This window comes from Ensifer sp. NPDC090286, assembly GCF_044769565.1.
Lineage (GTDB): Bacteria > Pseudomonadota > Alphaproteobacteria > Rhizobiales > Rhizobiaceae > Ensifer.
In genome coordinates this window covers 20,871-33,553 of sequence record NZ_JBIVYF010000006.1, presented here as the reverse complement: position 1 = coordinate 33,553, position 12,683 = coordinate 20,871, and the positions used below count along the sequence as shown (strand labels likewise).

Here is a 12,683-nt window from a genome sequence, read left to right as displayed (position 1 = left end):
GAACACGAGAACACCCTGAGATTACGCAATACAGGGTTTTAGTACTGCCAGAACAGCGTTAACAAAGGGTGCAGCGCGGTTGTAAGGAATGGGGGCAACCATGCCGATTGAGGACAGCGAGCGGCAACGGATGATGCAGGCGAAATCGATCGGCCCGCGCATGGTCGGCTAGACCTCGCACTCCGCATCAACGCCGCGCTCGGCCGCCGCCACATCAACCGCACCAGCATTCGCGCACTCGAAAGCCTGATTGCCCACGCCAGGTCGTCCGATCGCTAGCAAGCAGGCCCGCGAAACGAAAATGCCGCCCGGAGGCGGCATTTCTGAAGGGCAGGGGGTGCAGACAGCACCCGCTTTCCATATTCGGCTTATGCCTCGTAGATGCCGTGGCAGTGCTTGTACTTCTTGCCCGACCCGCAGGGGCACAGCTCGTTGCGCGACACCTTGCCCCAGGACAGTGGGTTGGCCGCGTCGCGCTGAACCGGCGGGGCTGCCAGAAGCGTTTCGCCGCCGAAATCGTCCTCGCCGGTTAGCGGGTCGATGTGGTGGCCGTGCATGGCTGGCGGGACCGGCTGCGGCGCTTCTGCCGCTTCGCGCACCAGTTCGACGCGCATGAGTTGTGCCGTCACGGCCTGGCGCAGATTGCCGAGCAGGGCCTGGAACAGCTCGAAGGCTTCGGACTTGTATTCCTGCAGCGGGTCGCGCTGGGCATAACCGCGGAAGCCGATGACCGAACGCAGGTGGTCGAGGTTGACGATGTGCTCGCGCCACAGATGGTCGAGCGTCTGCAGCACGACCGAGCGTTCGACATACTGCATGATCTCGGGACCGAAGCGCTCGGCACGGTCGGCGGCTTCCTTTTCGGCAGCGGCCATGACGCGCTCGAGAATGTCGGCCTCGTCAATGCCTTCCTCCGCGGCCCATTCGGTGATCGGCAGGTCGAGATTGAGGTATTGCTGCACGTCGGCCTTGAGGCCCGCGACGTCCCACTGCTCGGCATAGGCCTTTTCGGGAATGCGCTTGCTGACCATGTCTTCGACGACTTCGGTGCGCATGTCGGTCACGGTTTCGGTGACGCTTTCGGCATCCATCAGCTCGATGCGCTGCTCGAAGATCACCTTGCGCTGATCGTTGAGAACGTCGTCGTACTTCAGAAGGTTCTTGCGGATGTCGAAGTTGCGGGCTTCGACCTTCTTCTGGGCGCGTTCGAGAGCCTTGTTGATCCACGGATGGATGATCGACTCGCCTTCCTTGAGGCCCAGCTTCTGCAGCATGCCGTCCATGCGGTCGGAGCCGAAGATGCGCATCAGGTCGTCCTGGAGCGACAGGTAGAACTTGGAGCGACCCGGGTCGCCCTGACGGCCGGAACGGCCGCGCAGCTGGTTGTCGATGCGGCGGCTTTCGTGGCGCTCGGTCGCGAGAACGTAAAGGCCGCCGGCGGCCAGCGCCTTTTCCTTCAGCTGCTGCACTTCGGCGCGGATCGCCTGTTCGCGCTGTTCGCGCTCGGGGCCGGGCTCGACGTCCGAGAGCTCCTGCTGAATGCGCATGTCGACGTTTCCGCCGAGCTGGATGTCGGTACCGCGACCGGCCATGTTGGTGGCGATCGTGACGGCGCCCGGCACGCCGGCCTGGGCGACGATGAAGGCTTCCTGCTCGTGGTAGCGGGCGTTCAGAACCTGGAAGTTGGCAAAGCCCGACTTCTTCAGGAGGTCGGCGAGCTGTTCCGACTTTTCGATCGACGTCGTGCCGACCAGCATCGGCTGGCCGCGCTCATGCGCCGACTTGATCTCCTCGATGATGGCGTTCAGCTTCTCGCCCTGGGTCCGGTAGACTTCGTCGTCCTCGTCGATACGCTTGATCGGCAGGTTGGTCGGAACTTCGACCACTTCGAGCCCGTAGATGTTGCCGAATTCTTCAGCTTCGGTGGAGGCCGTACCGGTCATGCCGCCGAGCTTGGAATACATGCGGAAGTAGTTCTGGAAGGTGATCGATGCGAGCGTCTGGTTCTCGGGCTGGATCTGCACCTTTTCCTTGGCTTCGAGCGCCTGGTGCTGGCCTTCCGAATAACGGCGGCCCGGCATCATGCGGCCGGTGAATTCGTCGATGATGACGATCTCGCCGTTGCGAACGATGTAGTCCTTGTCGCGCTGGAACAGCTTGTGCGCCTTGAGCGCATTGTTGACGTGGTGGACGATCGCGACGTTTTCGATGTCGTAGAGCGATTCACCCTTGAGCAGGCCCGCCTCGCGCAGCAGGTTTTCGAGCTTCTCGGTGCCTTCTTCGGAGAAGTTGGCCGAGCGCTGCTTTTCGTCGATTTCGTAATCTTCGGGCGAAAGCAGCGGAATGAACTCGTTGATCGTGTTGTAGAGATCCGAACGGTCGTCGAGCGGGCCGGAGATGATCAGCGGCGTGCGCGCTTCGTCGACGAGGATCGAGTCCACTTCGTCGACGATGGCGAAGAAGTGACCGCGCTGGACCATCTGGCCGCGCTCGTACTTCATGTTGTCACGCAGATAGTCGAAGCCGAGCTCGTTGTTGGTGGCGTAGGTGATGTCGCAGGCATAGGCGGCTTTGCGCTGCTCGTCGGTCAGGCCGTGGACGATGACGCCCGTGGTCATGCCGAGGAAGCTATAGATGCGGTCCATGGTGCCGGCGTCGCGCTGGGCGAGGTAGTCGTTGACGGTAACGACGTGCACGCCCTTGCCCGCAAGCGCGTTCAGGTAGACCGGAAGCGTCGCGACGAGGGTCTTGCCTTCACCGGTCTTCATTTCGGCGATGGCGCGCTCATGCAGGATCATGCCGCCGATGAGCTGGACGTCGAACGGGCGCAGGCCGAGCACGCGGCGGGCCGCTTCGCGGGCGACTGCAAAGGCCGGAACCAGCAGGTCGTCGAGCGTCTTGCCTTCTTCCAGCTGCTTGCGGAATTCCACCGTCTTGCCGGCGAGCGCCTCGTCCGACAGTGCCTTCATGTCGGCTTCGAGAGCGTTGATGGCATCCACCCGGGCTTTGTAGCCACGCACGCGGCGATCGTTGGAGGAGCCAAACAACTTGCGGGCTAGGCCGCCGAGACTGACCATATGAATGGTCCTTTCTTTTTTGTTGCCTTGGGTCTCATGGCCGCGCCGCGAAAACCGCGCAATGCCGTGAAACGCCCGGAAACTGTTCTGGACGCGAGGTTGCGTGACAGATAAGAGGGGGGTCGAATTATGTCAACGCAATTGCACTACTGGACGGCTACAGAACCGCCACATTCTGGTGTTGTGCAGCCGCTACAAGCTGCAGGCAATTGCGCCGAAGGCCAATGTGAAAGGTTAGTGAGCATGACCAAGTTGAAAACCCTGGCCGCCGCGGCACTGGTTGCGGCAATGGCCGTACATGGTGGCGCGCGGGCGGAAGACGCCGATCCGGTGGTCGCCAAGGTTGGCGGCGAGGACGTGCGCCAGTCCGAACTCAACCTTGCTCTGGGCGGTCTCGACCCGCAGCTGCAGCAGATGCCGGAAGAACAGAAGCGCGCCGCTGCACTGTCGGCGATCATCGACGTCAAGCTTCTGTCCGCCACGGCCGAGAAGGAAGGTCTGCAGGACGACGCCACCTTCAAGCAGCGCGTCGCGTACCTTACCGAGCGCGAACTGCACAACGCCTACTTCAAGAAGCACGTCGTCGACGCCATCACCAAGGACGACGTGAAGGCCCGCTACGACAAGGAAGTCGCGGCCATTCCGGTTCAGGAAGAAGTGAAGGCCCGCCATATCCTGGTCAAGACGGAAGACGAAGCCAAGGAAATCATCAAGGAACTCGACGCCGGCAAGAGCTTCGTCGAGCTTGCCAAGGCGAAGTCCACCGATCCGAACAAGAACGACGGCGGCGACCTCGGCTACTTCACCAAGGGCCGCATGGTGCCGGAATTCGAAACGGCTGCCTTCGCTCTCGAGAAGGGCACCTACACCAAGACCCCGGTCAAGACCCAGTTCGGCTTCCACGTCATCCTGGTCGAAGACAAGCGTCCGCAGGCTCCGCCGCCGCTCGAGCAGGTCGAACAGCAGGTTCGCCAGCTTGTCATGCGTGACAAGTATGTCGAGCTGCTTGCCGCTGCCAAAAAGGACGCAGGCGTCGAGATTTCCGACCCGGCGCTGAAGCAGGCCTATGACGAGGCCAACAAGGCGCAGGAAGCGCAAGAAGCCAAGTAATTCGATCGGCGGGCCCTGCCACCGGCGGGGCCTGTCGTCACCGCTTTTTATCGATGCCCGGCGGTGAAAACCGTTCGGGCATTTGTCGCAAGATGGATCTGGAGCCGTTTCGGTTGTAGACCGCTCCGGATCTTTGTTCTTAGGCACTCCTGAAGGCCGCCCTGGTTCTTCCTGGAGATGCTTTGGTTTCAACACGTCACAGCAGGTTTCCCATGTCCGGCTCCGTTTCCCCGCTCGCTCCGAAAACCTTTGCCGAAATGCCCTCCGTGCGCGGCGTCCGCATGGCGACCGCAGCCGCCGGCATCAAGTACAAGAACCGCACCGACGTGCTGATGATGGTGTTCGACCGGCCGGCTGTCGTGGCCGGTGTCTTCACCCGTTCCAAGTGCCCCTCGGCCCCGGTCGACTTCTGCCGCAAGAACCTTTCGGGCGGTGTCGCACGCGCCGTCGTCGTCAACTCCGGCAACGCCAATGCCTTCACCGGCAAGAAGGGCCGCGACGCGACGGAACTGACGGCGAAGTCGGCGGCAAAGGCTGTCGGCTGCGCGGAGAGCGAAGTGTTCCTGGCGTCGACCGGCGTCATCGGCGAGCCTTTGGACGCGACCAAGTTTGCCGGCGTGCTCGACGATCTGGCTGCTGCCGGCAAGGAAGACTTCTGGTTCGAAGCCGCCAAGGCGATCATGACGACGGATACCTATCCGAAGGTCGCGACACGCAGCGCCGACATCGGCGGCGTCAAGGTGACGATCAACGGCATCGCCAAGGGCGCCGGCATGATCGCACCCGACATGGCGACGATGCTCTCCTTCGTGGTCACCGATGCGGACATTGCGCCGGCCGCGCTGCAGGCCCTGCTTTCGGCCGGCGTCGGCCCGACCTTCAATTCGGTCACGGTCGACAGCGACACTTCGACATCCGACACGCTGATGCTGTTTGCGACGGGCGCTGCATCGGCTGACGGCCAGCCGGCGATCACCGATGCGGCCGACCCGCGGCTCGATGCCTTCCGCGCAGCACTGAACGATCTCCTGCGCGATCTGGCGCTGCAGGTGGTGCGTGACGGCGAAGGTGCGCGCAAGATGGTCGAAGTCACCGTCGAGGGCGCCGAAAACGATGCCGCCGCCAAGCGCATTGCGCTTTCGATTGCCAATTCGCCGCTGGTCAAGACCGCCGTTGCCGGCGAAGACGCCAACTGGGGCCGCGTGGTCATGGCTGTCGGCAAGGCCGGCGAATTGGCCGAACGCGACCGGCTGGCGATCTGGTTCGGTGACGTGCGCGTCGCGGTCGAGGGCGAGCGTGATCCGACCTATTCGGAAGCTGCGGCCACCGCCGTGATGAAGGCCGAGGACATCCCGATCCGCGTCGAGATCGGCCTCGGTTCCGGTCGCGCCACCGTCTATACCTGCGACCTGACCAAGGAATATGTCGAGATCAACGGCGATTACCGGAGCTGAGGCACCGATTGCAGGATGGTGAGCGGCCTGGCGTGCCAGGCCGTACAGAGGTAGCAAGATGACATCGAGTGATATTCGGCCCGTGGCGGGCAAGGCACAGGCCGAAGCTGGGGAAGTGGCAATGGTGGATCTTCCGAACGTGCGCCGTCTTGAGGCCGTGGGTTTCCGCGCCTGGCCGGCAGCGTCCGTGCAATATGATGGCAGCTGGCTGATCCGGCTCAATGCTGGCCATGATTCCAAGCGGCTGAATTCCGTCAATCCGCTCGATCCGTCCGACTATCGCGACATCCCGGTCCGTCTCGAAAAGGCCGCCCGGCGCTTTGCCGATTACGGCCGGCCGTTGACCGTGCGCCAGACGCCGCTGACACCGCCGCAGCTTGTCGCCCATATGGACGCCGAGGGCTGGACCGCGTTCAGCCGCAGCCTGGTGATGACGGTCGATCTCGTCGAGCGCGAGTTTGGCGACGGCATCGATCACCTGCCGATCAAGGATGTCGGCCGCTTCGTCGACGCCTGCATCGGGATTGCGAAGGGCGATCCGAAGCGCAAGGCGGCGCTGGCGGAAATCATCAATGCGATCAAGCCGGAGAGCGGCCTCTTCCTGTTCGAGGATGCCGAAACGGGGCCGACGGCCGTGGCGCTGGTCGTCCAGGACAACGACCTTGCCGGCATCATGCAGTTTGCCGTGGACGAGCGCGTCCGTGGTCAGGGCGTCGGCAAGGCAATGCTCGACGTCTGCCTGCGCTGGGCGCGCCTTCGCGGCGCCAAGAAGGCCTGGCTGCAGGTGGAGGCGGACAACAGCGCGGCCATGGCGCTTTATCGCGGCGCCGGTTTCTCCGAAGTCTACAGCTACATCTACAGAACGCCGGGAGCTTGAGGCCATGGACGCCAACGGAAAGAAGATCGTGCTTGTCGCGGCCTGCGCGCTGGTCGATTCCGATGGCCGCATCCTGCTTGCGCAGCGGCCGGAAGGAAAATCGCTTGCCGGCCTATGGGAGTTTCCGGGCGGCAAGGTCGAGGCCGGCGAGACGCCGGAGGAAACCCTGATCCGCGAGCTCGAGGAAGAACTCGGCATCCGCACCAAGGTCGCGTGCCTCGCGCCGCTCACCTTCGCCAGCCACACCTATGACGACTTCCATCTCCTGATGCCGCTCTATGTCTGCCGCCGCTACGAAGGGGTTGCGACCGGGCGGGAAGGCCAGGCGATCAAGTGGGTCCGGTCAAAGGCCTTGCGCGATTATCCGATGCCGCCGGCTGACGAACCGCTCATCCCGTTTCTCATGGATTTGCTCTGAACCTACCCGAAATCTGATTGATTATTAATCGATCGTTTATCTCCCTGGCGCAAAGATAGCTCCAATTCAGTTTCGGTACGTATCGTTGGCAACGGCGTATCGATTTCAGGCAGTGCGGTAGAACCAAGCTTGGGAAGGGCGCTTGCGTTCGCCGTATTTTGCGCGTTTGTGAGGCTGGGATGGTGGACGACGATTTCTGGAACACGGTTCAGGAAAAGGATCTGATGAACAATCAGTCCCGCCGGACAGGTGTGCTCAATCTGTCGCTGTTGTTCGGAACAGCGGTGATCGCACTGACGCTGATCCTGACGCCTATGCTGTCGTCAAAGACAGACAAGCGCATCATGGCCAATACGCCTGTCGATTACGACAACATTTCCACCGGCTCCATCCCTTCGACCGGGACTACGAAGCGCTACACGGTTCGGCGCAGCGTCCTTCAGGAAATGCCCGGAGCGGTTTGCATTATCGATGCCGACGGCCGCAAGAGCGGCTGCTGAAACGAACGCCATCGGCCCGTTGGTGCTGGCTTGCGTTTCGGATTGAACAGAAATCAGGCTGGGGACGAATGGAAACGCTTAGACGCTTGTTTCGCGGCAAGGATGGCGGCATCGCCATCGAGTATGCGCTGATTGCCGCCCTCGTCTCCCTCAGCCTGATCTTCGGGGCCAACCAGATCGGCAGTGCGTTGACCTATGTCTACGACTCGCTCGCCGCAGCGTTCCCAAGCGCATAAACATTGAAACCGGATCTGGGGGTGGATGCCGCCCTAAAGCGGCTGCTCTTTCGTACCGAGAGCGGTTGAAAGCCGCTGTTTTGCCGAACCCGGCTTCAACGGCTTCTGCTGGCTCTCGTGCGGTGCCCAACCGGACAGGTAGATGATCGAGAAGGTTGCGCGAATGCGACCGTCCGGATCGGAGAAGCGCTCCGCGTAGATTTCCGCAGCCCTGAGGAAGAAGCGCCTGGAAACGGGCGTGCGGCTGCGCGCCGAAAGCGGGCTGGTCATGCCCATGGCGCGCAGGTCGCGGATCAGCGCAAACAGCGAATCGTAGCGGACCGTGTAGTTTTCCGTGTCGGTGACCGGCAGGGCGAAACCGGCGCGCTGCAGGAGCGCGCCGACGTCACGGACATCGGCGAAGGGAATGACGCGCGGGCTGGCGCCGCCCGTCAGCTCGGCTTCCGCGGCCAGCAGTGCTTCGCGCAGTTCCTGCAACGTGCCGCTGCCGGGGATGGCGGCGAGGAACAGTCCGTCGGGTTTCAGCGCCCGTCGCACCTGGATGAAGGCGCCCGGCGTATCATTGGTCAGATGCAGGGACAGCGGCGAGACGATCAGGTTGACGCTTTCCGGTTCGGCCGGAACTTCTTCGAGCGAGGCGATCGTCACCGGCGTCTCGGTCGAGCCGAAGCGGGCATCGGTCTCGACGCGCTCGATGGCGTCGATCTTGCCGGTCGCCATCAGTTGGCGGGCCGTTTCACCGGTGTAGCCGTGCAGTTCGAGTGCGCGGTCGAAGTGGCGCTCGACCACGCCGACACGCTCGGCGAGCTCCTCGGCCACGATGTCGAGAAGGAAACCGGCCTTCGGATCGGCGTTTCTGAGCGCCCTTGCCCGGTGCGCCTCGACGAGGCTCTGGTCAAAGATTTTTTCCACGATAGTCTCTCCGCGATGGGCAGCAAAGAGACCTTCGGAGGCACAAAGTCAACCGCATGGCATGGGAGAGGTTGCGTATTCCGCAGGCGTGGCGCGCGGGCATGCTGAGACGGTTTGGCCTGGGGCTCGTCGATCTCGTCTTTCCGCCCGTCTGTTGCGGCTGCGGTCGGCTGGTCGGCGATCATCGCGCCGTCTGCGCCTCCTGCTGGGCGACGCTGCCGCTGATCGAACGGCCCTATTGCGATGTTCTCGGCACCCCGTTTTCGGTCGACCATGGCGCCGGATCGGTGTCACCGGAGGCGATCGCCAACCCGCCTGCCTTCGACCGGCTGAGATCGGTGGCGATCCATGAGGGCGTCGCCCGCGACCTGGTCCACGGGCTGAAATATCGCGACCGCACGGATCTCGCGCCGATGATGGCGGCATGGATGATCCGGGCGAGCGACGGTGCCGTCGCTTCCGCCGATGCGATCATTCCCGTGCCGCTGCATGCCTTCCGGCTGTGGAAGCGGCGGTTCAACCAGTCGGCGGAGCTGGCGCGGGCGATTGCCCAGCTCTCCGGTCGCCCGTACCAGCCCGATCTCTTGAAGCGCATCCGACGCACGAGCCCGCAGGTTCGCCTGGGGCTGCGCGCCCGCGAGGAGAACGTGCGCGGCGCCTTCGCCGTCTCGGAAAGCGGCAAGGCGGGTCTCAGCGGGAAAAGCGTGGTTCTCGTCGACGATGTATATACGACCGGCGCAACCGTTGCCGCAGCGACCCGTGCGCTGAAGCGGGCGGGGGCGAGGTCGGTCACGGTTTTGACCTTTGCAAGAGCCGTATCCGGTCTTATATGACAATCAGATGTCCGGCACGGGCGCCGGCAAAGGAGCGGTTCAGGATCATGGCTTCGGTGGTCATTTATACGCGTCAGTTCTGCGGCTATTGCTCGGCCGCAAAGAAACTCCTGGAAACCAAGGGCGTTTCCTTCCTCGAGCACGATGCCACCTATGATCCGAGCGTTCGGAAGGTGATGATCGACAAGTCGCACGGTGGGACGACGTTCCCGCAGATCTTCATCAACGACATTCATGTCGGTGGCTGCGACGACCTGCACGCGCTGGAACGCGCCGGCAAACTCGACGCGATGCTGGCTGCCTGAGGCACCGCACCCTTGCATGAGGCGACGTCCCGTTTGTCAGCGGTGAGCGCCGGGAGTTGGACGAGATGACTTTCAAGGCCGCAGCCCTTCAGATGTGTTCCGGCGTCGATCCCCGCAAGAATGCGGAGACGATGGTGCGGCTTGCGCGCGAAGCGGCAGCCCAGGGCGCGACCTATATCCAGACGCCGGAAATGACCGGGGCGCTCCAGCGCGACCGGGCGGCTCTGCGCGCGATCCTGAAGGACGAGGCCAACGATCTCATTGCCGCGGCAGCAGCTCAGCTTGCCGGCGAACTTGGCGTCTACCTCCACGTCGGCTCGACGCCGATCGCGCTTGCAGACGGCAAGATCGCCAATCGCGGCCTGCTTTTCGGCCCGAGCGGCCAGAAGATCTGCGACTACGACAAGATCCATATGTTCGACGTCGATCTCGACAACGGCGAGAGCTGGCGGGAAAGTGCCGCCTATCAGCCCGGCAGCATCGCGCGCCTGGCCGAGCTCGACCTTGGCAAGCTTGGCTTTTCCATCTGCTACGACGTGCGCTTCCCGGAGCTTTTCCGGCAGCAGGCCGTTGCCGGTGCCGAGATCATGTCGGTGCCTGCCGCCTTCACGCGGCAGACCGGTGAGGCGCACTGGGAAATCCTGCTTCGGGCCCGCGCGATCGAAAACGGCCTTTTCGTCATTGCCGCCGCGCAAGGGGGCACGCATGAGGATGGGCGCGAGACCTTCGGCCATTCGATGATCATCGATCCCTGGGGGCGCGTGCTTGCATCGGCTGGCCCGACCGGCGAGGCGATTGTGCTTGCCGATATCGACGTCGCGGCCGTGCATGCGGCGCGCGCAAAGATTCCGAACTTGAAGAACGCCCGCAGTTTCGTACTCGATGAAGTGGCGCCGACCGGGAAGGGAGGCGTTGCCGCTTGATCCGCTACACTCTTTCCTGCGACAACGGCCACGATTTCGAGGGCTGGTTCTCGTCGAGCGACGACTTCGACCGCCAGGTCGAGCGCAAGCTGGTCTCCTGTCCGAGCTGCAATTCGACGTCCGTTGCCAAGCAACTGATGGCGCCTTCCGTCGCGACTGCGCGCAAGAAGGAAGCGACGCGGGCGGTGATCATGGACCAGGCGCAGAAGGAGACGGTCGCCAAGATCCGCGAGCTGGTGAAGTCCGTGCGCGAAAACGCCGAGGATGTCGGCGAGCGCTTTCCGGAAGAGGCCCGCAAGATCCATTACGGCGAAGCGGAAGAACGCGGCCTGATCGGCAAGGCAACCGCGGAAGAGGCCGTGGCGCTGCTTGAAGAGGGCATTGCCGTCGCGCCGCTGCCGATCCTGCCCGACGAAGTCAACTGACGCGCGAGCGGGAAATGCTTGCCCCCTTTTGCATAAAAGCCTGAGGGCCTCTTTAAAAACAACGGCTTGCTTCCCATCTGGCGGTTTTGCAGTGGGAGTTTTTCAGCCTATGACGTTGTCCGATATCCGCATTTCCACCGATCGCCTCATCATCAGGGCTTTTGCACCCGATGATTTCGCGAGCTACTTTGGCTATCACCAACTGCCGGAGGTTTATCGCTATCTCTACCAGGAGCCGTTGGACGAAACGGCAGCGCGGACAAAATTCGCCAAGGCTTCGGCGCCAAAGCTTGTGGACGATGGGGATGTCGCCGTGTTCGCCGTCGAGCGTCGGGACGATGGCGCCGTGATCGGAGAGGTGCTGCTGAAACTCGCCAACGGCGCGGCGGAGCAGGCGGAGACCGGTTACATCTTCGATCCCGCCTTTGCCGGCAAGGGCTATGCCACCGAGGCAATGGGGGCCACGCTCGATCTTGGCTTCTCGACGCTGAATTTCCACCGGATCTTTGCCCGGCTCGATGCCCTCAACAAGGGTTCGGTCGGTGTCGTCGAGCGTCTCGGCATGCGCCGCGAAGCGCATCTGATCGAAAACGACCGGTTCAACGATGTCTGGGGAGACGAATACGTCTATGCGCTCTTGAAGCGCGAATGGCAGGAGCGTCGGCAGGCCGGTTGAGCCCGCCGACAGCACTTATAGTGGCCGCTTGGCGACGATCATGTAGTTGACGTCCATATCCTTGGACAGGTTCCACTGGTTGGAGAGCGGATTGAAGAAGACGCCGGTCCGCTCGGTTACTTCGAGGCCGTTCGCCACGAGCGGCTTTTCCAGTTCCTCCGGACGCACCAGCTTTTCATACTGGTGCGTGCCGCGCGGCAGCCAGCGCAGCACGTTCTCGGCGGCGAAGATGGCAAGCGCCGCCGCCTTCATCGTGCGGTTGATGGTGGCGACGAACATCAGGCCGCCGGGGCGCACCATGTGGGCGCAGGTGGTCATGAAGAAATCGACATCGGCGACATGCTCGACCACTTCCATGTTGAGGACGATGTCGAAGCTCTCGCCGGCTTGGGCCAGCGCTTCGGCTGTCACGGCGCGATAGTCGACCGCTACCCCGCTTCCGGCCGCGTGGGTCTTCGCTATCCCGATGTTCTTTTCGGAGGCGTCGGCGCCGAGCACGTCTGCGCCCATGCGCGCCATCGGCTCCGACAGGAGACCGCCGCCGCAGCCGATATCGAGCAGCCGCAGGCCTTTCAGCGGCTGCGGGCTCCTGGGATCACGGCCGAAATGCTGAGCCACCTTGTCGCGGATATAGGCGAGGCGGACGGGATTGAACTTGTGCAGCGGCCGGAACTTGCCGGTCGGATCCCACCACTCCGCGGCCATGGCGGAAAAGCGGTCAACCTCGCTCTGGTCGATCGTCGTGCGTGCGGTCTCGCTCATGTCGCCGTCTCCTTGCATCGTCCTGACAGCGCCGCGCGTCTTTTACGACGCGCTACGGACGCTGCAACACTTCAAACTGCTGCATCATTTACCCCTAAACCGATCCCGATTTAGGGAGTTGTGCAGCAGTGAAGTCGGACGATCGGACAAGGAAGTCAAGAGGTGGCGCTGGGCC

Annotated in this window: 14 protein-coding genes; 11 read left to right on the top strand and 3 right to left on the bottom strand. The window is 62.9% G+C overall.

Features of this window, described 5'->3' with window-relative positions:
- Positions 1-368 precede the first annotated feature (368 nt).
- Positions 369-3,077 carry a preprotein translocase subunit SecA gene (gene secA / locus ACIQUG_RS26860; protein ID WP_192450577.1) on the bottom strand — a complete coding sequence of 903 codons (2,709 nt, stop codon included), beginning with the start codon at positions 3,075-3,077 and terminating at the stop codon, positions 369-371.
- A 243-nt stretch (positions 3,078-3,320) separates the two neighbouring features.
- On the opposite strand from secA, the gene ACIQUG_RS26855 reads away from it, so the two are divergent.
- From ACIQUG_RS26855 to ACIQUG_RS26830, 6 genes are all read left to right on the top strand, one after another.
- On the top strand, positions 3,321-4,187 hold the full coding sequence (locus ACIQUG_RS26855) for a peptidylprolyl isomerase (RefSeq protein ID WP_402325237.1): 867 nt from the start codon (positions 3,321-3,323) through the stop codon (positions 4,185-4,187).
- Positions 4,188-4,399: 212 nt separating this feature from the next.
- The gene (gene argJ, locus ACIQUG_RS26850; protein ID WP_402325236.1) at positions 4,400-5,641 is read left to right on the top strand and encodes a bifunctional glutamate N-acetyltransferase/amino-acid acetyltransferase ArgJ; all 1,242 of its coding nucleotides are present in this window, start codon (positions 4,400-4,402) and stop codon (positions 5,639-5,641) included.
- A gap of 58 nt (positions 5,642-5,699) precedes the next feature.
- Positions 5,700-6,518, top strand: a complete 819-nt coding sequence (locus ACIQUG_RS26845) for a GNAT family N-acetyltransferase (protein ID WP_043623003.1) — start codon at positions 5,700-5,702, stop codon at positions 6,516-6,518.
- Between the two features lie 4 nt (positions 6,519-6,522).
- Complete coding sequence (mutT, locus tag ACIQUG_RS26840) at positions 6,523-6,936, top strand: 8-oxo-dGTP diphosphatase MutT (RefSeq protein WP_402325235.1); 414 nt, start codon at positions 6,523-6,525, stop codon at positions 6,934-6,936.
- 179 nt (positions 6,937-7,115) lie between these two features.
- Positions 7,116-7,436 carry a hypothetical protein gene (locus ACIQUG_RS26835; RefSeq protein WP_402325234.1) on the top strand — a complete coding sequence of 107 codons (321 nt, stop codon included), beginning with the start codon at positions 7,116-7,118 and terminating at the stop codon, positions 7,434-7,436.
- Between the two features lie 68 nt (positions 7,437-7,504).
- On the top strand, positions 7,505-7,672 hold the full coding sequence (locus ACIQUG_RS26830; protein ID WP_082006159.1) for a Flp family type IVb pilin: 168 nt from the start codon (positions 7,505-7,507) through the stop codon (positions 7,670-7,672).
- A gap of 33 nt (positions 7,673-7,705) precedes the next feature.
- On the opposite strand, the gene ACIQUG_RS26825 is transcribed toward ACIQUG_RS26830, so the two are convergent.
- Entirely contained in the window at positions 7,706-8,584 is an 879-nt protein-coding gene (locus tag ACIQUG_RS26825; protein ID WP_402325233.1) for a methyltransferase domain-containing protein, read from the bottom strand.
- A gap of 101 nt (positions 8,585-8,685) precedes the next feature.
- On the opposite strand from ACIQUG_RS26825, the gene ACIQUG_RS26820 reads away from it, so the two are divergent.
- The 5 genes from ACIQUG_RS26820 to ACIQUG_RS26800 all read left to right on the top strand — a co-directional run bounded on the left by ACIQUG_RS26820 (position 8,686) and on the right by ACIQUG_RS26800 (position 11,746).
- Entirely contained in the window at positions 8,686-9,417 is a 732-nt protein-coding gene (locus ACIQUG_RS26820; protein WP_402325232.1) for a ComF family protein, read from the top strand.
- Between the two features lie 47 nt (positions 9,418-9,464).
- Positions 9,465-9,722: a glutaredoxin 3 gene (grxC, locus tag ACIQUG_RS26815; protein WP_043622990.1), complete on the top strand. Its 258-nt coding sequence runs from the start codon at positions 9,465-9,467 to the stop codon at positions 9,720-9,722.
- Positions 9,723-9,787: 65 nt separating this feature from the next.
- Positions 9,788-10,645, top strand: coding sequence for a carbon-nitrogen hydrolase family protein (locus ACIQUG_RS26810; protein WP_402325229.1), 858 nt, complete (start codon positions 9,788-9,790; stop codon positions 10,643-10,645).
- A complete protein-coding gene (locus ACIQUG_RS26805; protein ID WP_034797716.1) occupies positions 10,642-11,070 on the top strand; it encodes a DUF1178 family protein in 429 nt (142 codons plus the stop codon). Before ACIQUG_RS26810 ends, ACIQUG_RS26805 begins: the two co-directional genes overlap by 4 nt.
- 109 nt (positions 11,071-11,179) lie before the next feature.
- The gene (locus ACIQUG_RS26800) at positions 11,180-11,746 is read left to right on the top strand and encodes a GNAT family N-acetyltransferase (protein ID WP_402325227.1); all 567 of its coding nucleotides are present in this window, start codon (positions 11,180-11,182) and stop codon (positions 11,744-11,746) included.
- A 15-nt stretch (positions 11,747-11,761) separates the two neighbouring features.
- Here the strand turns inward: ACIQUG_RS26800 and ubiG are convergent, their stop codons facing one another.
- Positions 11,762-12,508, bottom strand: a complete 747-nt coding sequence (ubiG, locus tag ACIQUG_RS26795; protein WP_402325225.1) for a bifunctional 2-polyprenyl-6-hydroxyphenol methylase/3-demethylubiquinol 3-O-methyltransferase UbiG — start codon at positions 12,506-12,508, stop codon at positions 11,762-11,764.
- Positions 12,509-12,683: the final 175 nt, after the last annotated feature.

What these genes read in the sequence shown, in the direction of transcription:
- secA (WP_192450577.1), bottom strand. Translation starts at nt 3,077, where the DNA reads ATGGTCAGTCTCGGCGGCCTAGCCCGCAAGTTGTTTGGCTCCTCCAAC.
- ACIQUG_RS26855 (WP_402325237.1), top strand. Translation starts at nt 3,321, where the DNA reads ATGACCAAGTTGAAAACCCTGGCCGCCGCGGCACTGGTTGCGGCAATG.
- argJ (WP_402325236.1), top strand. Translation starts at nt 4,400, where the DNA reads ATGTCCGGCTCCGTTTCCCCGCTCGCTCCGAAAACCTTTGCCGAAATG.
- ACIQUG_RS26845 (WP_043623003.1), top strand. Translation starts at nt 5,700, where the DNA reads ATGACATCGAGTGATATTCGGCCCGTGGCGGGCAAGGCACAGGCCGAA.
- mutT (WP_402325235.1), top strand. Translation starts at nt 6,523, where the DNA reads ATGGACGCCAACGGAAAGAAGATCGTGCTTGTCGCGGCCTGCGCGCTG.
- ACIQUG_RS26835 (WP_402325234.1), top strand. Translation starts at nt 7,116, where the DNA reads ATGGTGGACGACGATTTCTGGAACACGGTTCAGGAAAAGGATCTGATG.
- ACIQUG_RS26830 (WP_082006159.1), top strand. Translation starts at nt 7,505, where the DNA reads ATGGAAACGCTTAGACGCTTGTTTCGCGGCAAGGATGGCGGCATCGCC.
- ACIQUG_RS26820 (WP_402325232.1), top strand. Translation starts at nt 8,686, where the DNA reads ATGCTGAGACGGTTTGGCCTGGGGCTCGTCGATCTCGTCTTTCCGCCC.
- grxC (WP_043622990.1), top strand. Translation starts at nt 9,465, where the DNA reads ATGGCTTCGGTGGTCATTTATACGCGTCAGTTCTGCGGCTATTGCTCG.
- ACIQUG_RS26810 (WP_402325229.1), top strand. Translation starts at nt 9,788, where the DNA reads ATGACTTTCAAGGCCGCAGCCCTTCAGATGTGTTCCGGCGTCGATCCC.
- ACIQUG_RS26800 (WP_402325227.1), top strand. Translation starts at nt 11,180, where the DNA reads ATGACGTTGTCCGATATCCGCATTTCCACCGATCGCCTCATCATCAGG.
- ubiG (WP_402325225.1), bottom strand. Translation starts at nt 12,508, where the DNA reads ATGAGCGAGACCGCACGCACGACGATCGACCAGAGCGAGGTTGACCGC.